General features: G+C 60.8%; 12 protein-coding genes. 5 read left to right on the top strand and 7 right to left on the bottom strand.

Annotation, left to right across the window (positions count from 1 at the left end; genetic code table 11):
* Positions 1–22: 22 nt before the first annotated feature.
* Positions 23–1,714, top strand: coding sequence for a 5'-methylthioadenosine/S-adenosylhomocysteine nucleosidase family protein (locus tag A4R35_RS13555; RefSeq protein WP_112430211.1), 1,692 nt, complete (start codon positions 23–25; stop codon positions 1,712–1,714).
* A gap of 153 nt (positions 1,715–1,867) precedes the next feature.
* Here A4R35_RS13555 and A4R35_RS13550 read toward each other — a convergent pair whose 3' ends face one another.
* The 6 genes from A4R35_RS13550 to A4R35_RS13520 form a co-directional block, all read right to left on the bottom strand.
* Positions 1,868–3,157 carry an amylo-alpha-1,6-glucosidase gene (locus tag A4R35_RS13550; RefSeq protein WP_112430209.1) on the bottom strand — a complete coding sequence of 430 codons (1,290 nt, stop codon included), beginning with the start codon at positions 3,155–3,157 and terminating at the stop codon, positions 1,868–1,870.
* A 53-nt stretch (positions 3,158–3,210) separates the two neighbouring features.
* Positions 3,211–4,119, bottom strand: a complete 909-nt coding sequence (locus tag A4R35_RS13545; protein ID WP_112430207.1) for a carbohydrate ABC transporter permease — start codon at positions 4,117–4,119, stop codon at positions 3,211–3,213.
* Positions 4,120–4,227: 108 nt separating this feature from the next.
* Positions 4,228–5,190, bottom strand: coding sequence for a carbohydrate ABC transporter permease (locus A4R35_RS13540; RefSeq protein ID WP_112430205.1), 963 nt, complete (start codon positions 5,188–5,190; stop codon positions 4,228–4,230).
* A gap of 204 nt (positions 5,191–5,394) precedes the next feature.
* Complete coding sequence (locus tag A4R35_RS13535; protein WP_223258330.1) at positions 5,395–6,783, bottom strand: ABC transporter substrate-binding protein; 1,389 nt, start codon at positions 6,781–6,783, stop codon at positions 5,395–5,397.
* A 289-nt stretch (positions 6,784–7,072) separates the two neighbouring features.
* Positions 7,073–9,592, bottom strand: coding sequence for an MGH1-like glycoside hydrolase domain-containing protein (locus A4R35_RS13525; protein ID WP_112430199.1), 2,520 nt, complete (start codon positions 9,590–9,592; stop codon positions 7,073–7,075).
* A gap of 94 nt (positions 9,593–9,686) precedes the next feature.
* Positions 9,687–10,826 carry a LacI family DNA-binding transcriptional regulator gene (locus A4R35_RS13520; protein ID WP_112430197.1) on the bottom strand — a complete coding sequence of 380 codons (1,140 nt, stop codon included), beginning with the start codon at positions 10,824–10,826 and terminating at the stop codon, positions 9,687–9,689.
* A gap of 408 nt (positions 10,827–11,234) precedes the next feature.
* On the opposite strand from A4R35_RS13520, the gene A4R35_RS13515 reads away from it, so the two are divergent.
* The 4 genes from A4R35_RS13515 to A4R35_RS13495 all read left to right on the top strand — a co-directional run bounded on the left by A4R35_RS13515 (position 11,235) and on the right by A4R35_RS13495 (position 16,381).
* Entirely contained in the window at positions 11,235–12,686 is a 1,452-nt protein-coding gene (locus A4R35_RS13515; RefSeq protein WP_112430195.1) for a radical SAM family protein, read from the top strand.
* Between the two features lie 261 nt (positions 12,687–12,947).
* Entirely contained in the window at positions 12,948–14,042 is a 1,095-nt protein-coding gene (locus A4R35_RS13510) for a three-Cys-motif partner protein TcmP (protein ID WP_112430193.1), read from the top strand.
* 315 nt (positions 14,043–14,357) lie between these two features.
* Entirely contained in the window at positions 14,358–15,182 is an 825-nt protein-coding gene (locus A4R35_RS13500) for an alpha/beta fold hydrolase (protein WP_112430189.1), read from the top strand.
* Positions 15,179–16,381, top strand: a complete 1,203-nt coding sequence (locus A4R35_RS13495; protein ID WP_112430187.1) for an LLM class flavin-dependent oxidoreductase — start codon at positions 15,179–15,181, stop codon at positions 16,379–16,381. The genes A4R35_RS13500 and A4R35_RS13495 overlap by 4 nt, the downstream gene beginning before the upstream one ends.
* A gap of 763 nt (positions 16,382–17,144) precedes the next feature.
* On the opposite strand, the gene A4R35_RS13490 is transcribed toward A4R35_RS13495, so the two are convergent.
* Positions 17,145–18,047 carry a class I SAM-dependent methyltransferase gene (locus tag A4R35_RS13490; RefSeq protein WP_189361781.1) on the bottom strand — a complete coding sequence of 301 codons (903 nt, stop codon included), beginning with the start codon at positions 18,045–18,047 and terminating at the stop codon, positions 17,145–17,147.
* Between the last annotated feature and the right edge of the window lie 407 nt (positions 18,048–18,454).

Here is an 18,454-nt window from a genome sequence, read left to right as displayed (position 1 = left end):
AGCCGCTAGAGAGGAGAAAGCGATGGAAACAGATGTGCCACAAGCTCTGAAGCACCTGGCCCGGCTGCTCGACCTGCGCAAACGGCAGGGAGATCAGCCCTATCGCGTTGTAATCACCCTCGCCGCCAGCCTGAACGCCGAGGTACGCAAAGCGATCTGTCACAGCGAGAGCTGGAGCGACTTGCGGGCTTATCTCCAGCAGCTTGGCCTGCATGATCGCCTCGGAGTGCTGGCGTATGGCCTGGCTCTGCAGGAAGCATCTCAGAACCTGATCGGCTATCGCGCTCTGGCTCGCCTCTGCAAGCAAGGCTACTTTACGACGATCTTGACAGGCGGCATCGATGCCTCGCTGGAACGCGCCTTTGTGAGCGAAAACGTAGGGTTAGAGCAGCTCTGTCAGCTCGTCCTTGGTCGTGAGAGCGAAATCTATCTTCAAGAAAAGCTGAGAGATCATGCGCGTAGGCGTGAGATCCTGCTCCTCAAGCTCTTTGGCAGCCTGGAGGCCGGTCTTCTCGCTCCCGACTTTCCTGACTTGCTAGAATTTCCCTCTCCGCTGCGTGAGATCCTGGAGCACGAGCTTAACGAGGACCTCATCATCATCGGATCTCCTACGCAGGAAGAAGCGATTCTTCGGCTTCTGAGCACGACCAGTCGCAGCAGCATTTATTATGTTTCACCCCAGCCCCCGGCTGAAGATGATCGGCTGCTCAGAATCATCGAAGCGCGACATCGAGAAAGCGCCCCATTTCTGATCTGGGGAACTTACGGGCAGCCTACACACTTCTTTGCTGAATTGGAAGCTCTGCTTCGCTCCCAACAGGCGTTGACGGTCACTGTGACCGAGCAGGAAACACAGAGCGCCGCTTTTCCTGCCGAAGCGGCACAGCAGGCTATCGAGCAGCGTGTGGTCTCCCCGCCGGCGGCTCTGCTCACTGGCGGTGCACGTGCCTTGCAGCCCGGGCTGCACGCCGATGTACTGCTGGTGACGGTCACCGAAATAGAAGCTCAGGCGGTGTTAGCGCTCTTCTCACAGGTAGAGCGATATTATATTGACCAGAAGACCTACTATCTTCTGGGTGAGGTCAGTGGTACCAGCCTGGTCATGGTGCAGTCTGAAATGGGGCAAGGTGGCGTTGCTGGCTCCCTTCTTACAGTCAGCGAGGGCATCCGTCATCTGCAGCCGCGGGCCGTCATCATGGTAGGCATCGCCTTTGGCCTCAAGCCTGATGAGCAGCACATTGGCGACATTCTGGTGGCGCGCCAGATCCTGGCCTATGAACTACAGGCTGTAGTTGCCCGCGAGGGCCAGCGCAGCGTGCGCCTGCGTGGCGACCGGGTGACCGCCTCGCCGTTGCTGCTGGATCGCTTCAAGAGTGGTGTCAAGAGCTGGTCGGGGCAGCGGGTCCAGTTTGGCCTGCTGCTCTCTGGCGAGAAGCTGATTAACGACAAGGAGTATCGTGATCAGCTGCAGGCCCTGGAGCCGGAAGCCATCGGCGGCGAGATGGAAGGGGCTGGACTGTGCGCGGCGGCCCAGCACCACAAAGTCGACTGGATTCTCGTCAAGGCCATTGCCGACTGGGCCGATGGCTTCAAGCATGTGAACAAGGAGCGGCGGCAGCGCAAGGCTGCCAGCAATGCAGCTCGCTTTACCCTGCATGTGCTGGCTCAGGGGGGCCTGGCACCTCTGGCTACTGGACTGGCCCAAACTGGATAGGGAGCTAACTACGGGAGAAAGCGGAGGTGGGTCACGGCCCTGGCCGGTCTATCCCGCGCTGTCGCCAGCGACCCTGTGCCTCTCTGGCCTCTCTCGCCTTCGCCCGTGTCTCTGCCTGCAGGCTGACGGGGCTGCCAGGCAGCCATCTGCTCATCAGCCGGCCTCAGCCAGCAATTGAGACGCGGCCAGCATCAGAGCGGCGGCGGTCCAGGCCTGGACCTTGCAGGCGCGCGTATAGACCGCCAGCACCTCGGCTCCGCCCGTAGTGGGGGTCAGAATCCATTCCGGAGGCAGAACACAGTAGAGTTCCACCGGCGAATCGAAGAGGGCCAGAGCCTCCAGCAGGCGCCGGCTGATCATGAGGGCCTGGCGACGGCGGCCCATGCGCCAGAGAGCGGAAGCGATGATGGCATTATCGAATGGCCAGACAGTGCCGCGGTGGTAGGAATACGGGTCGAAAGCGTACGAGGTGCGTGAGAGCGTGCGGATGCCCCAGGGGGTGAGCAGGTCGGGCTGGAGCAGGCGCTCTGCCGTCTGGGAGGCGTAGGGTTCCTCCAGAGCCGCGCACCAGAGCAGATGCCCCATATTGGAGGCCACCAGGGGAATGGCTTGCTTCTCTGGAGAGAGAGCCATAGCAGGACAGTGTTCCCTGGGCAGCCAGAAGCGCGGTAGGCCCTTGCGCAGGCGCTCTATGCGCTCCTCTAACTCGCGCAGGAGAGCGGCCTCAGCTCCTGCGGCCTGGAGCAGGGGGCGCATCTCGCGGAAAGCGGCCAGGGCGTAGCCCTGCAGCTCGATCCAGGCCACTGGTGGCTTGGGGGGAGCGCCATCTTCGAGCAGCAAAGCGTCATTACTGTCCTTCCAGACCTGGTTGCGCAGTCCCAGGCCGCGAGGCTGGCGCGGCATTACCTCAATCAGCCCATCATTATCGACATCGCCGTACTTCAAGGCCCAATCGAGTGCTGCCAGGACATGGGGCCAGAGCTGCTCGACCAGTTGCCGCCCGCCCTCGACCTGCTGCCAGACCGTCGCGGCGGCGATCAGAAAGAGGTAGGTGGCATCCACTGAGCCATAGTAGCGGCCCTCCCACAATGGCCATTCGCCCTCGGGCCAGCGGCGCGGTTCTGGCCAGTACTCATGGATGATCTTGCCCGGCTGCTCCTCATTCTCGTCACGCTCGCTCGTGCCCTGTGTGGCTGCCAGTGCCCGCAGACCACGAGCGGAGAACTCTCCAACCCAAGAGGCCAGCACCCGATCAGTCGGACGCAGCCGCGCGGCCTCTAGCACCAGCAACACCGACCAGAGGGTATCACGCCCAAATAGGGCGTGATAGTGATCAGCCGCGCTGCTTGCGTGCAGGCCGGTGGGCGTCTGTAACTCATCCAACCAGGCACGTCCTCGCTCTAGCCAGCGGACGAGAAGAGCAGTCTGTTCCGACTCATGCATAAACTTCACCACAAATGCTCTACGAATATCGTTTGGTCGTGCCAGCCGGACCTCTATCTGCCGGCCAGGCCCGACGTAGACAGACCCTGGATAAAGTAGCGCTGGAAAATGAAGAAAATGATCACCAGCGGGGCAATCGAGATCATCGCGCCCGCCAGCACCAGATTGTACTGGGTCACATAGTTGCCTTTGAAGAAGGCCAGGCCCACCGTCAACGTATAGTTCTCCTGGTGGGACATTACGATCAGTGGCCAGAGGAACTCATTCCAGGCCCCCTGGAACGATAATAGCGCGACTACTGTGACTGCTGGTCGGACCAGGGGGAAAATGATCTGCCAAAAGGCACGAAAACGAGAACAGCCGTCGATCAGCGCCGCCTCCTCTAACTCGCGTGGCAGCGTCTTGAGAAACTGCGTCATCAGGAAGACCGAAGTGGGCGTGACCATCGCTGGCACAATCAATCCGCCATAGTTATCGGTCAAGTGCAACGTATAGGCCACCAGAAACTTCGGGATCAGAATGAGCTGTGAGGGGATCATCAGGACCGCCAGCGTCAGCAGGTAAAAGAAGTTTTTCCCGGGAAATTCCATACGCCCAAAGGCGTAGCCGGCCATTGAGGCCAGCAAGACATTGAGGACCGTCACTGCGCCGGCGTAGATGATCGAGTTCAGAATATAGCGCGGGAAGAGCTGGGCCCCGCTCAGGATGAAGCGGTAGTTGTCAAGGGTGGCCGGGTTGGGCAAAAGGCTCGGTGGCCACGAGAGCACCTGTGCGTAGGTCTTGAATGAAGATGAGAAGGCGAACAGGAAGGGGGCCAGCGAGAATAGCCCATAGCCGGCCAGCACAACATAGAGCAATATACGACTCGGCGACAATGGCAGTGGGGGCCGACGCCGCATGGAGACGGCAACTGACGGCAGATGCGCCTTTTCCACTCGGGCTACGCCTCCAATTGTGCTCATAGCTCGTACTCCTCTCTCTTGCTTGATAGACAGACCAGGCGCGGTCTGCCTCGTTTACCTCTCTACCTGTCTATGTTTCTGCTCACCTGACAATCTGGCCACTGCCCATTAGTATTGGATGTTGACGTCGATGTAACGCTTCTGGAGCAGTGTCACTGCGAAGATAATGATGAAGAGCACAAAGGCTTGAGCGCAGGCCAGGCCCATCAGCGACTTTTGGAAGGCCGTATCATAAATGACCATTGCCGCCGTCAGGGTTGAGCGTAGCGGGGCCCCGCTGGCGCCCTCCATCACGAAGGCCTGGTCGAACATCTGGAAGGCCCCAATGGAGCCAAGGGCTACCACAGCGAAAGTGGTCGGACGCAGGAGGGGCACAGTGATCTTCCAGAGCATCTGCCAGCTATTGGCCCCATCGACGCGGGCGGCCTCGTAGAGTGTTGAAGGGATATCCTGCAGGGCTGCCAGATACATCAACATGAAAGTTGGGGCTGTGGTCCAGATGTTGAGCAGCATAATGGCGAGCAGGGCTGTAGAGGGATTTTCCAGCCAGGCCGGCCCCTGGATGTGCAGCAGCGAGAGCACATAGTTGATGCCCCCCTGGGGTTGGTAGAGCCAGTAGAAGATCAATGAGATGGCCACTGACGAGGTCATGGCCGGCAGGTAGAAGACGGTACGGAAGAAGCCCCGTCCGCGCACTTTCTGGTTGAGCAGAAGGGCCAGAAAGAGTGCCAGAATCGTCTGAAGAGTTACGACGCCAATCGTGTACTCGACGCAGTTGCGTAGACCAACAGCGAAGTCGCCATCGTGAGTCAGGTCGTACCAGATATTCAGGTAATTGCGGAAGCCGTAGAAGATCGGAGTGGTAAAGCCAAAGTCGACGTAGAAGAAGCTCAGAGTGAGCGCCGTCACGACGGCGATCAGCGTGAAGACGATCAGAACAAAGAGGTAGGGGGCCAGGAAGGTGTAGGCTGTCAGGGTCTCTGTCAGCCTGCGCCGATTGATCTTGAAAGGCAGACCGCGGCGCGTCCCGGGAGGGCCGCCCGGACGAGCTTTGCTTGCTGCCAGTTGCATAGTCAAGGCTCCTTTATCTTGCAGACCAGATAAATGGACGTGGCTCTCAAGCAGGAGCCAGGAGAGCGAAGGACCAGGGTATGGCCAGAGCGAGCGAGAGCGAGGTGGCTCTCGTCTGACCGACCCTCCCTGGCTGCCCCCGCTCTCCTGTTTCTCTACAGGATCAGAGCGCTCGCGCTCGGGTGCAGGCGCGAGCGGCCAGGGCTAGGGTGCGACGTTTTGCTGTATCCAGGTATTGACCTTCTGGGCTGCCGCATTGAGAGCGTCGGTAGCCGACTGCTTGCCGAGCATGATGGACTGCAGGGCGTTGCTCACATCGTTGTGGATCTCGGTATCGGCCACGCCGTAGAAGTCAGGCTGACCATAGGCAGCCCCATCCTGCAACACCTTGACCCCTGGATTCTGCTGGAAGTAGGAGTCGTTGGCCAGCGAGGTCAGGGTTGGGAGGGCGAAACCGTCATGCAGCACCTGCGTCTGATAGTCGGCGCCGGTCATATACTTGATCAGCTCCCAGGCCATGCCAGGGTACTTTGTGCCAGAGTAGGCGGCCCAGGCGTTGGTGTAGAGCAGGTTGCCCCGCTTGCCGCTCGGTCCGATGGGAAGCGGCGCGATGCCGTATTGGACCTTGGGATAGTTTTGGGCCAGGAAGGGGATCATCCAGCCGCCTTCCAGCGTCATCGCCACCTGCTGCTTGCCGAAGGCATCGCCGTCCCAGCTGGCACCAACGTCGCCGGGCATGACTCCGGTATGGTTCAGCTCGAAGGAGGTGTAGAACTCCGCCGCCTGGATGCCGGCCTGACTGTTAAAGAGGGCTTGCTTTCCGTCAGCAGAGACCATCTGACCGCCGTTGGCGAAGAGGAAGGCTCCCCAGCGCGAGGCATCGGCGGGCAGGGCGATACCATAGACGCTATTGGCCGGGCTGCTGCCGCGCTTCGTCAGCTTCTGGGCGGCATTCTTCAGGTCATCCCAGGTCCAGTTGGAGGGATCGCCAAGTCCGGCCTGCTGGAAGAGCGTCTTGTTATAGAACAGGCCAAGCGAGTTCCAGTCCTTGGGAATGCCAAAGACCGTGCCGTCGGCGCAGTCGAAGTCCTGCATCAGCGACGGATAGTAGGTCGAAGGCGAGACATGGTCGCGTGCCATATAGGGGCTGAGATTGAGCAGCTTGCCGGCGGGGATATACTCCTGGGCCATCGGCGGCTGTAGATAGAAGACATCAGGCACGTTGCCGCTGGCAACGTTGGCGCGCATCTTGGTGGCGTAGTCGCCAGGGATGGGCGTCCAGGTCACGGTCACGTTGGGATGCAGCTTCTCAAAATTCTGCAGACCCTGCTTGACAAGGGCATCCTCCGCTGGCGTGGAGGCCCAGCCAGCGACCACCAGATGAATCTGACCGGTCTCAGGGCTGGCCGCGGTGGTATTGGTGTTGCTCGGACAGCGCACAAGAGCGTTTTTCGGCCCCGTAGCGCTGGGGCTGGCCCCACTGGTCGTGCCTCCGCTACTGCTGCTGCTGCCACCGCAGGCAGTAAGGAGGGCCACGAGGGTGAGGGCCATCAAAATACTCCAGAAGCTCCTCTTTCTTGTCGTACCTGACATGATTGAACTCCTTTGTTTGCTCTTATCGGCTACTCTACCGATCCCTCTGCCAGACCAGCGTGGGCGGCGCGGTTCTGTGGGCGCAGGGGGCTGGGTGAGCGCCTGCCAGCCGTGCCACGGCCTGCCCGGCTGCATCTGACGGGGCTGGGTATGGACAGAGCGACAAGTCAAGTAGGAGTGCCGTCGTTACTCCTCTTGTAATTCTTGCATCATTGCAAGAAAGATCGAGTAAAGATAATTGATTAGAAACAACGAGTAATTGAGACACAGACTAGCTCAGGCTCACCTCCTATGGACCAGCCGTGATGGCGGAAGGGGACCAGCGCACCAGCAGCTCATAGGCAGTGGTCTGCTGCAAGGCCGGAGCGAGCCAGATAGTGCGCTCCTCGAACCCGGTGAGCTGGACCGGGTGGAGTGTTACCGGTCTGCCGTTCAGACGAGCCTCGCAGATACGCTGGTTGGGAAGCAGTGCCAGGCCGGGCAGCAGCTCCCAGTCCGGTTCACTAATCGTGAGCTGCACCTGCAGGCTATCCTGTTCTACGGTCAGCTCGACATCGAGAGATGCCGAAGCCAGAGGGATGCGGCGCAGGGCAGCCCGGGGCCAGCTACTGGGGGGCTGGGGGATACAGAGTAGACGGCGTTTGGCCACCTCGGGGCGGAGGCCGAAGAAATAGTGTACGACGGGCCAGACGATGCCGTAACTTGACCAGAGTTGCAAGAAGCAGCCCCCGTCGGGAGCGTACTCGCTCAGCGTCCCAGGTGAGGCCAGGCCGAAGGCGGTACTCATGCGCTGCATCCAGGCCAGGGCCTGATCAGCGTGACCGTAGCGAGCCGCGCCGACTGCCAGGGCGCCTGACGGTAAAGTCATGACCGCTCGGTTGCGCCGGGCATTGAGGACCAGGCCGCAGGCTTCCTGCCACTCGGGTGTCTGGAGGCGGGCCAGCAGTGAGCTTGCCTGAGTCAGCGAGGGCAGGCCGGCGTCTAGAGCCAGCGCCTGGACCATGTGGTACAGCAGCCAGGGGCGAGGAGCCTCCTCGGCCTGGGCGCGGCTGGAACCGGAGGAGGCGAGCTGTTCCTGGAGAGCCTCTTCCAGAGCGGCTGCCGCTTCCTGAAGGGCCTGGGCCTCACCCTCCTCTGAGGCGCGGGAGGCCTCCTCGGCACGGGTCTGCAACAGGATCTGGTGCTGGCGCAGACTGTGGGGGGAGGCGTAGAGATCGCCGAAGAGGCCCTCGTGTGGCACCCACCAGGCGTCGCGCACATGGGCGCGAGTCTGCGCGGCGCGCTGGCGCAGGTCGGTGGCCAACCCGGGGTCGTCCAGTTCAGTGGCCAGGGTAGCGAGGCAATCCAGAGCCTCGGCCAGGTAGGCGGCCACATCCAGCGCCTGCACCTCCTCGCTGGCCATCTCCGGCGTCTCTACGATGCTTTTGCCGTGGGGGACCGGGGTAGCGCGCCGGTCGCAGTCGGCCAGCGGCCAGGCGCGCAGGGCCTGTAGACAGAAGGGGAACAGCTCTCTCAGCAGGCCCTGGTCCCCAGTCCAGCAGTAGGTATGGTAGAGTGCGCGCACGAAGAGCGGCAGCTCCACCAGGTTGCCGCTTGCCCAGAGCTGGCCATAGGGGAGCACTTCATGAGGCACGGCGCCGTGAGGGTCGCAGCGTTCACCGAAGGCGGCCAGGGTGCGCAGGCTAAGCACGGCAGCCTTGGTCTGCCCGATGGGGAGCAGTGGCAACACTCCATAGGCCGTATCGCAGCCAAACCACCAGGGGAAGTCGGGCAGGCCGGCCATCAGACCGGCGCCGATGCCTGGCACCTCCAGCAGGAGGCGGGCGGTATTGGCCTTAGACCAGGCGAAGACCTCATTGAAAGCCAGATCGGGCGAGGAAAGAACGCAGTGCTCGAAGGGGGAGCGAGACTCAGCCTGGGCGCGGTGCTGAGCTTCGACGAGCACAGGCGTCAGGCCGCCTAAGACGAGTCCCCCACGCGTCAGGCGGGCGAAGAGGTCGGCAGCCGACCCCGCGCTGCGCGCGGGGCCGGTGATGAGAAAGCTGAGCTGCGCGGCGCCGGCGGAGGAGATCTGGCAGCGATACCAGAGCGCGGCGCCGGTGCCGCGTCCGCCGGTGCGCTCCGGCCCCCAGATGGAGTTGCCTACCTGCCAGGCAACGGGAGCGACTGTGGCTCCCACGCAGGCCGTCCACGTAGGGTGGAGCGCGTCGCGCAGCACGACGGCGGCCAGCTTCTCATCATACTCGGCCAGGTCTTCTCCGTCGTGCCAGCCGAGGCGTTCCTCGGCCATCCAGGCGCCGTGTAAATCGCTGCGTACCACCAGGCCACAGAGCACTTCGCTGACCGCAGCCTCTCTCAGGTCTGGCTCCGCCTTGCTGGCCCTGGCCTCTCGGGGCCGGGCCTGTTGCTGGCTCGGATGATCTGAACCAGGTAGTGCTCTCAAGGTCAATTGGATGACCAGGGCACTTTCATCGGGCACAATCCATTCGCGTCGCTCGACGGCGAGGCTTAGCGCCGGGAGAGTATAGCTGAAGGTTACACCCGCGGCGCTCCATTGCCAGCGCTCGGGCGCGGTGAGCCAGAGCGCTTCCTCGCTTCCAGGCAGGCGCAGCGCAAACCAGTAGCCGTCGAGTAGTTTGATCGGCGGGGCCCACAAACCACCCATCTCGCCTGGCTGGTGCCAGCCCACGTCGGGAAAGCGACCCTCTAAGGTGGCGATGGTATAGAGGCGCCTGCCGCTGAGGGCATAGTAACGCTTCCCGTCGGGATGCGTCTGCAGGGCTGGACCATCTTGCTGCTCTTCGTACACGGTTCCTTTCTCCTCTTCGGCAATACTGGTCTGGCTGCTCTGACTTCCAAATGCAAGGAAGACAGCTGCGCTCTAGCGCTGCGGCTATTATTGGTTAGTAACCGCGCGTCGAGGCGCGCACTATCAGCTCTGGTTGTAGAAAGACGTGTGGCTCTTCCGGCGGGGTACCGCGCAGGACGGCGCACAGTAGTTGCACCAGGATGCGCCCTACCTCGTTGATGGGCTGGCGTAAGGTCGTGAGCGGGGGGGTTAAGTAGGAGCCAAGCCCGAGACCGTCAAAGCCAATCACTGAGAAAGCGGGTCCGACCTGGACTCCGGCATCAAGGGCGGCCCGCATTACACCGACGGCGAGCACATCGCTAATGGCAAAGATGGCTGTTGGTGGCTCTTCCCAGGAGAGTAGTTGCTGGGTGAGAAGGTAGCCGTCTTTCTGGGAGATGCCGCTTGGAATACACAGGCGTGGGTCGTAGGGCAGATTGGCCCGCGCCAGGGCCTCGCGGTAGCCGGCACGTCGATCGCGCTCCCAGTGATAGGTATCGCCTCCGCCGATGAAGGCGATGCGCCGATGACCTAAACCGATGAGATGCTCGGTGCCGATTCTGGCCCCACTGCGGTTGTCGACTTCGGCCCAGGGATAGGGATAGAGGCGGGCCTCAGCCAGATCTTCAGCGGAGCGACCGAAAAGCACGTGGGGATAGCGGTGACGGCACAGATAGGCGAGGCGATGGTCGTTCGGGCGCAGGTCAGTAAGAATCACGCCGTCGGCGTGCCGTCCTCCCAGAATGCGCTGATAGACACCTAGTTCCCGCTCCCCCTCTTCAGCTCGCACCAGGAGAACGTCGAAGTGATGACTGGCAGCCTCATCGGCAATGCCGGCGAGCAGCTCGACCAGAAAGGGGTCGGCGCTGCCAGCACCGGTGTCGAGGTTAAGGGCACGTGAGACCAGGGCGATGGTGTCAGTGCGCGCGTGGTTGAGGTGGCGCGCGCTGGCGTTGGGCACGTAGTTGAGCTGCGCGGCCAGGTCCTGAATGCGCTGGCGTGTGGCCTGCGGAATCGAGGGATCATCTCGCAGGGCACGCGAGACCGTGGATTTGTTGACGCCCGCCCGCCGGGCAATCTCTGCAATCGTGGGCCGCGCAGTGTTCAGCTCGGGAAGCATCTGCCTGAGCTGCTCCCCTGACTGTTGCGGCTCGTTCGGGCCGGCGCTTGCCTTGTGCTGCTCCTGTGTGGTCATCAGAGACCCCCTGACCGCAGTCTCCTCATCGCTCGTCTGGCCGATCGCTGCACTGCGATCCGCCGCCCTGACTGCTTCTCTCCGGTTACTTTGTCTACGCAACCGGTTGCGTTAGCTTATTGATTAGATACCATATGGAGCGGCTGTCTGTCAAGATGGAAACCGGGATGAAACTGGGGGCGTTCAGGGGGCCAGATGGGTGCCAGCAAGTGCTTTTTTAGCCCGTTGTCTCTGTTCTCTCGACTTCGTTTATTTTCTAGGGATAGAATTAAAGCATAAGTCTCGAACAAAAATTCCATTGTGGCGCCACTCTGCGTACCTGGTCGTATGGAGCCATCAAGGGAACAGCGATGAAGTGTGAGTTCCACAGAGGGAACTATGATGAAGCCTTCTTGGGAAAAGAGTGAGATGCAGCCGAAGTTTATGGAGAAGGATGGGGGCCGGGAGCCGTCCATGCTGGGGCAACTTGCTAAGATCGATCTGGTGGCGCTGGATGCTGCAGTCGCAACGGGCGTGGCGGGTGAGCGGGCCCTGCGCCTGCTCTCCAACCGCCAGCGGCTGGCCCCCCAGCGACCGGCGCACCTGCTCCTCCATGCCCACAGTCCGCACGAAGAGGAGCAAGCGAGCGCTGCCGCGGCCCGGCTGGCTCCGCTAGTCGCTGCCGTCCATCTGCGGCGCCTCGGCAGTCGAAGCGAGGTGGCCCGCGAGGTGCTGACACTGCATCGGCAGCTCTGGCCAGCGCAGGACGAAGCCCAGCGCAAAGCCCGTCTCCTGCTGCTGATCCGTCGCGGCGGCGCGAGTCGCCCGCAATTCATTGCCCCCTTTGTCGGCGGGGCTGGCACCACCTGCGGGGCCTGGACCCCGATTGTGGCTTACCGCCGGGGGCGCCAGACCTGGATCGCTGGCACGCGCTCACCAGAAGAGGAGCGCGTGGCCGAGCCGATCCGTGGCTTCCTGCGGGGCAACTATGCGCAGGGCGTCTGTCCAGTCGAATGCGGCTTTTGTTATCTGCGCGGCCTGCAGGGCATGGGCCTGAAAAGCGTGGCGCTCAATCTGGAAGACGTCATTCCCGAGCTGGACCGTCTGCCTCGGGGCAGTGTGGTCAACTGGGCGGAACTGGGTGGCCCTGTCGAGGAAGATCCCTGGTTTGTCGATGAGCAGGGGCGCGGCTCGCTGGTACAGACCATCTTGGATCTGGCCAGTGAGCGTGGAATTGTCTCGTTCTTCCTGACCAAGGGGGTCTATGAACCCTACCTGCAGCTCGCTGGCCGGCTGGCGCTCGTGGCGATCAGCCTGAACCCGGCAGCGATCTCGGCGCAGTTTGAACCGGGCGGGGCCCCGCCGGAGGCGCGCCTGCGTGGGCTGGCCTGGGCCATTGACCACGGGGCCCTGGACCATACGATCCGGCTGGGGCCGATCATTCCCGTGGCAGGCTACCGCGCGGCCTACCACGAGCTGTTTGCCCAGATCCGCGACATCCTGGGGCCGCGGCTCAAGCGGATGACCGTGGACATCCTGCGCTTCTCGCCGCAGATGCCGCGGGTGCTCAGGGCGAGCTTGCCCGAGGAGCAGGTGGGGCCCCTGCTCAGTCAGTTGGAGCCAGAGGTGGTGGCCCACAAGTATCGTCCGTCGGCGGTGCGGCAACAGCGGCTCTATCGCTGGGTGCGGCTGCTCTTGGAGCGCTATGGCCTGGGGCAGGTGCAAACCACCCCCTGCAAGGCGGACCCGCGCGAGGCCCTGCAGTTTCTGAAGGCGGGAGTGATCAGCAGCATGCCCTGCGCCTGTCATATCAGCTATCGACTCCGTGCTCAGCTCCAGCGCAGCCCGCTGCCTGTAATCAATCACACTCTCCAGCAGTAGCTTTTTAGTGCTTGCTTGATTATTTGGCGAGATTTCGCTTGTCAAAGAACCTGTTATTGAGTATACTCTAAGAGAGATAGATGTAGGCTAATAACGTCCTTTTTCATTGAACAATTGAAGATGCGGCCAATGGTGCAAGGTTCCACCTCCGCGCCGACCGTTCTTCTCGCTGTCCCGGAAGCGCGGTAAGAAGAACGGCCTGGCTGGACTGGGCTGGCCCGAGTGACGGCTTAGGAACGGCGAGCTGGAAAGGAGCGCGCAATGGCTCCGCAGTCAGTGATCTGGAAACTGGAGGATCATACGCGTGCGAAGCATATCATTCTGCGCAAGTACCTGGATGCCTGGCTCCCCATCCTCATCCGCGAAGGGAGAAGAGGGTTACTGGTCGATGGTTTTGCTGGTCCAGGGGAGTACGTAGGCGGGGAAATCGGCTCGCCGTTGATTATGATCGATGCCTATCAGCAGCATCGCGCCGACTCCTTGCGGCGAGGCCGGGTGAAGTTTCTCTTCGTGGAGCTGGACCCCGAGCGCTCTGCTCATCTGCAGCGGAAGCTCCGGACCCATCTCCAGAGCCAGCCGCTGCCACCCACGGCGACCTATCAGGTATATACGGGAAGATTTGTAGAGGCGATGACCAGCCTTCTGGCCAACGGGTGCGAGCAATATGATGCCATGTTTGTCTTTGTTGATCCATTTGGCTATTCCCACGCACCCATGTCTATTATTCGCGACCTGATGGCTTGCCCTCGCTGTGAGGTCTTGATCACCTTCATGTACCAGGGAACCAATCGTTTTCTGGATCTTGATTACAGGACCAAGCAGCAGCATTATGACTCCCTCTTTGGCACCACTGCATGGCGGACAATCACCCTTGACACCCCCGATGCGCAGACGCGCCAGCGGCGCCTGCACGACCTCTATCGTCAGCAGCTTTTAACTGTCGCAGGCGCTCGCTACGTGCGCTCATTCTGTATGCGTGATAGGAAGAACACGACCCATTATTTTCTCTTCTTTGCCACGAAGCATCGCCGGGGGATGAAGGAGATGAAGCGCGCGATGTGGAAGGTTGACCCGACGGGTAACTTTGTGTTCTCCGACTGCACTGGTCTGGAACAGGGATTCTTGCTCCAGAATGATGATCCAGCGATTCTCGCTCAGAAGATTTATAACCATTTTAGAGGACAAAAAGTTACCGTTGATGATATTGAAGAATTCGTTCTGGCCGACACTGAATTTTTCAAGTATAAGTCGAGCCTGAGCCTGCTGGAAGAAAAAGGGCAGATTGTGGTCTATGGGCCGGAAGGGCGGAGGAAAGGCACCTACAGTGACCTGACCATGCCTGTCCTGTTTAGCTAGGTCCGGATCGATTATCTTGCCGAATTGACTCGTCCCGCCTCCTGTTATCCGCTATTCTCACCTTCTCTCTTTACCGGCAAGCGCGGAGGAGACAGCTGCATATGGTATCCTTCTCTCCATGGGCGGTGTCTTGTCTGTGTTCCCTCTCCTGCTCCTGGTCGCCGTGAGGCAAACGCACACTCACCGGGCGTTCCCCTTTCTATCTTCTATCGAGAGCAAGAAGAGAGGAGCCATCAGGGCCGACGGATGGACCAGACATTCACCTGCGTTTGAGCGAAGTCATGCTCTGCATCTGGAGGGAAAGGAGTGTCAGCGATGACCGAAGCCGATCGCGCTGGCGGCCGGATTGAACGCACCATTGAAGTGCAAGGGATAGCCACCCATCTCTTTGAGGCCGGTCCTCCCACAGCGCCGCCGCTGCTCTACCTGCACGGCACCCATCTTGGCAATCTCTGGCTCGACTACCACCGTCTCCTGGCCCAGCGATTCCACCTCTTTGCTCCTGATATCCCAGGTTTTGGCCTCAGCGAGCGGCCAGACTGGATGCACGATATGAGCGATTACGTGCTTTACTTCCGCGATCTCATGGCGGCCCTGAGCCTTGAGCGTGTCGCCCTGGTCGGGCACTCGCTTGGGGGCTGGATGGCTGCCGAAATCGCTGTCTGGTACCCCGAGCGTGTCAGCCGGCTCGTCCTCTCCAACGCTGCGGGCTTACGGGTCAAAGGGGTCCCGATGGCTGACATTTTCGCTCTCAGTCCTCAGCGACTGCTAGAGACCTGCTTTGAGAATCTGATGGCCGCCGCACCCTTGATCCCGCGTGAGATCAACACCGACTACTTTGTCCGCCTCTATGCCGAGCGCACCACGCTGGCCGCTCTGGCCTGGAACCCGCACTATGATCCCAGGCTGGCGCGGCGTCTCCAGCGACTGAACTGCCCCACGCTGATCATCTGGGGCGCGCGTGATCGCCTCATTCCGGCTGCCTATGGTGAAGAGTGGCAGCGCCTCATTCCCGGTGCGCAGCTCGTCATGCTTGAAGGGACCGGTCATATGCCCATGTTTGAAGTCTGTGAGCAGTGGGTTGCCCACGTCTCCGCCTTTCTTCAGGAGTCGCAGCCGCAGGAGGTGAAGCCCTCATGAGCCGCCCTCGACTGACTTTTCACTACTTCCATCTCATGCCCTGGCCTGATCTGCCGCCCGACTTCGATGAAAAATACGACTCGGCCTGGGTGACGTTACCCAACAGCATTTACGACCCCGAGAAGGGTCACGCCCTCTATAACCGCTACTTCGACGAGCTGGAGCGTGCTGACAAACTGGGCTGGGACAGCGTTTGCGTCAACGAGCATCATCAGAATGCCTATGGTACGATGCCCTCGCCCAACATCATGGCCGCCGTGCTTACCCAGCGCATCAAGCGGGCCAGGATCGGCATCATCGGCAACGCCCTGCCGCTCCACGACGATCCTCTGCGCGTCGCAGAGGAGATCGCCATGCTCGATGTCATCAGCGGCGGACGCATCATCTCCGGCTTTGTGCGCGGCACTGGCATGGAATACTTCAGCTACAATATCAATCCGACGCTGAGCCGTGAGCGCATGAACGAGGCCCACGATCTCATTATCCAGGCCTGGACGCGGCCCGGTCCCTTCAGCTTCGAGGGAGAGCACTACAACTATCGCTACGTCAACATCTGGCCGCGACCTTTGCAGAAGCCGCATCCGCCGATCTGGATGCCGGGCACTGCCAGTCTGGAAACCATCGACTTCGCCGCCGCCCATCGCTATCCCTACATGACCGTCTTCATGCCAATGGAGCAGCGCAAGCGGGCCTATGAACTGTATCGCCGCCTGGCTGAGGAGAAATATGGCTACGAAGCTCAGCCTGAACAGCTTGCCTTCTGCGTGCCGATCGCCATCGCTGAGACTGATGATCTGGCCATGAAAGAGGGAGAGCGCTACATGATGTGGCTCTTTCAGAAGGCCATGAAAGTTCCGACTGAGTTCTTCATGCCGCCGGGCTACATGAGCCTGCGCAGCATTCGAGCGGCCATTGAGAACCGCGCCAGTTTTGGCTTCGCCAATACCACCTTCAAGGAACTGGTTGAGCAGGGTGTGGTCATAGCTGGCAGCCCGGCGACGGTCATTGAGAAGCTCAGCTACTACACCGAGGTGCTGCATGCTGGCATGCTGGTCACCGGCGGCTGCACTGACGGCATGCCCGATTACCTGGTGCTCAAGCATCAGGAGATGATGGCCCGCGAAGTCATGCCCTACTTCCGCCAGCAGGAGCTGCCGCCGGAGCCACGCCCGGCCGAGATTCACAGTGAGCCGCACTGAGCGCCACGCCCGCCGATCTCTGGGGATGGAACAGAAGGGACGGTACTTTTGTAAAAATCTGTCAGCTTGCCAGTGGTGGCGCGTGTCCTCTTCATAGGGGCAAGATCAGTACAGTGCTGGGGCTTGCCCTGTCTACATCCATGACAAGCCTGACATAGCCTGAGACTGGCAGGCAGCAAGGAGGGGTTCAGGGGTGTTTGCAGCAACCGCACCGCCGATCTGGCTGAAAGAGAAACTGCCGCGGCTGGTTTGTCCGCGCTGTGCCTCACGTCAGACGGCAGCAAACTCTGACTCGCCACCGCAGGGTGAGAGCCAGGTGAGGCCCGTCCCTGCCCAAAAAGAGCCAGCTTTGGGACTCCCAGCAGGGAGGCGAAGAGAGTCTACAAGCGACGAAGAAAATGCCTGCGAGGGTGATCTGGGCTAGCAGGAAAAACCTGTTTGGCTCCAGCTTCCCCTCGGTGGGTCGCCTCTATCGCGGGCTGCTCGGTGACAGCTGGAAAAGGAGGCGTGAGCGCAGTCACTCGCTGGTCTGGCAAAATCAACTGCCTCAGGACGGGAACGGTCATGCACCGAGCCTGACCCCAGTGACAGTAGCTGGGCCTTCCCTGGCCCCACGCTGAGCAACATCGAGCAGCCTGTTTTCCCCTTGACAACGCCCGCCGCGCAGTAGCCGCCTCACGAGGCCGCTCCCCAGCAGGCCGCGACATCAGAGGCAGGCAGCGCATGGCCCAGGCGTAAAAGGTCAAGCAAAAGGAGCTGTCTGTCATTTCTGTCCATAAACTACGTAATACTGATACTCGATTTGTAACATTTCTATTTCTCGATTGATCTCTCTCAGTACGGTATTAAATTGTCCTTCCTCAATGTTAAGTTGTTGCTGCAAGAGGGGGAAGAGACCCGGAAAGGTGGCCATCAGGTTCTTCTGCAGCATCACCCCCTCGTGGCGACCCCAGGGGCCGACCGGCACACTCAACGTTTCCAGGCGGACATGGTGCAGCCCAAGGCCCTGGAAAAGGTTGCCAAGACGATCCGCGATGGCCGGATCGTAGCCTGCCCGCTTGCTGGCCTGGCGATACCACTCTATGAACAGCCTGAGAGCGGGACCAGCGTTCACAAAAGTATCTCCTCCCTCGAACAGCTCAATCCAGCCACCTGGCGCTGTTACTCGCTGCAGCTCTTGCAACAGGAACGGCCATCTCTTCGCTGGAATACCCATAGCGAGCAGACGCTGATGGACATAGTCAAAAGTATGCTCGGAGAAGGGCAGACCCTGGAGAACGTCGCCTTGTAAAAAGCTCACATTTGGGGGGAGTTTCTGCGACGGCGTCGACCATTCCAGATCGATGCCATAGACGCGCGCCTGGGGAAAAGCCCGCGCCATCTCGATGACCCAGCGCCCGGTACCGCAGCCGACGTCGAGGATAGAGCGCACGCGCTCCTTGTCGAGCGGCGCCAGATAGTTGCTTTTGAGGACATGCTTGAGGTAGAAGTGCTGGAAATCGAGCCGATTGGCTTCAATGAGATCCTTCGGCAGCAGGTAATCTGTATCTATCAAGTAGCGCCTGGCGAAAGCCGCCACCTGGGGAGGCTGAGGAAGCCGGACAGTCGGATGCTGCTCCAGGGCCTGTGGCTGGACGAGTACACTACCAACTCCCACCGGTTCCATCTGATCTGTAGTCTCCTGCCTTCGGGCCTGCTCCTTGCCTCCACTACCCGGATTATGTACTGTATAGCCTGGCCAGCTGTCGACCGCTGCTCTGGCCAGGCCTCCTGCACTATCCAACATCCCGACGACTGCTGACCCACACGAAGTGCAGGTAACTGTCTCTCTGTCCTGCCCAACCCGCAAAACCTGCTGCGGATGAGCCTGCTCCGACCTTTGCCTTGCTACGCCAACCCCGGCAACCGCCTGCTGTGGGGCCGCTCTCAGCTGCCCGCGTCTTTTAGCTCTTCCTCGCCACAACTGTTTCAGCCAATGCAAGATATTCATAGACACAACCGCTCCCTACGATGTTTTGTCGCTCCTCATGAGCTTCATTTAGATCCTCTCTTGTCCAGTAACAGAGCGCTCTC

Source organism: Thermogemmatispora tikiterensis (assembly GCF_003268475.1).
In the GTDB taxonomy this organism is placed as follows: Bacteria; Chloroflexota; Ktedonobacteria; order Ktedonobacterales; family Ktedonobacteraceae; genus Thermogemmatispora; species Thermogemmatispora tikiterensis.
This window is presented reverse-complemented; position numbering and strand designations above follow the sequence as displayed.

What these genes read in the sequence shown, in the direction of transcription:
- A4R35_RS13555 (WP_112430211.1), top strand. Translation starts at nt 23, where the DNA reads ATGGAAACAGATGTGCCACAAGCTCTGAAGCACCTGGCCCGGCTGCTC.
- A4R35_RS13550 (WP_112430209.1), bottom strand. Translation starts at nt 3,157, where the DNA reads ATGCATGAGTCGGAACAGACTGCTCTTCTCGTCCGCTGGCTAGAGCGA.
- A4R35_RS13545 (WP_112430207.1), bottom strand. Translation starts at nt 4,119, where the DNA reads ATGAGCACAATTGGAGGCGTAGCCCGAGTGGAAAAGGCGCATCTGCCG.
- A4R35_RS13540 (WP_112430205.1), bottom strand. Translation starts at nt 5,190, where the DNA reads ATGCAACTGGCAGCAAGCAAAGCTCGTCCGGGCGGCCCTCCCGGGACG.
- A4R35_RS13535 (WP_223258330.1), bottom strand. Translation starts at nt 6,783, where the DNA reads ATGTCAGGTACGACAAGAAAGAGGAGCTTCTGGAGTATTTTGATGGCC.
- A4R35_RS13520 (WP_112430197.1), bottom strand. Translation starts at nt 10,826, where the DNA reads ATGACCACACAGGAGCAGCACAAGGCAAGCGCCGGCCCGAACGAGCCG.
- A4R35_RS13515 (WP_112430195.1), top strand. Translation starts at nt 11,235, where the DNA reads ATGCAGCCGAAGTTTATGGAGAAGGATGGGGGCCGGGAGCCGTCCATG.
- A4R35_RS13510 (WP_112430193.1), top strand. Translation starts at nt 12,948, where the DNA reads ATGGCTCCGCAGTCAGTGATCTGGAAACTGGAGGATCATACGCGTGCG.
- A4R35_RS13500 (WP_112430189.1), top strand. Translation starts at nt 14,358, where the DNA reads ATGACCGAAGCCGATCGCGCTGGCGGCCGGATTGAACGCACCATTGAA.
- A4R35_RS13495 (WP_112430187.1), top strand. Translation starts at nt 15,179, where the DNA reads ATGAGCCGCCCTCGACTGACTTTTCACTACTTCCATCTCATGCCCTGG.
- A4R35_RS13490 (WP_189361781.1), bottom strand. Translation starts at nt 18,047, where the DNA reads ATGGAACCGGTGGGAGTTGGTAGTGTACTCGTCCAGCCACAGGCCCTG.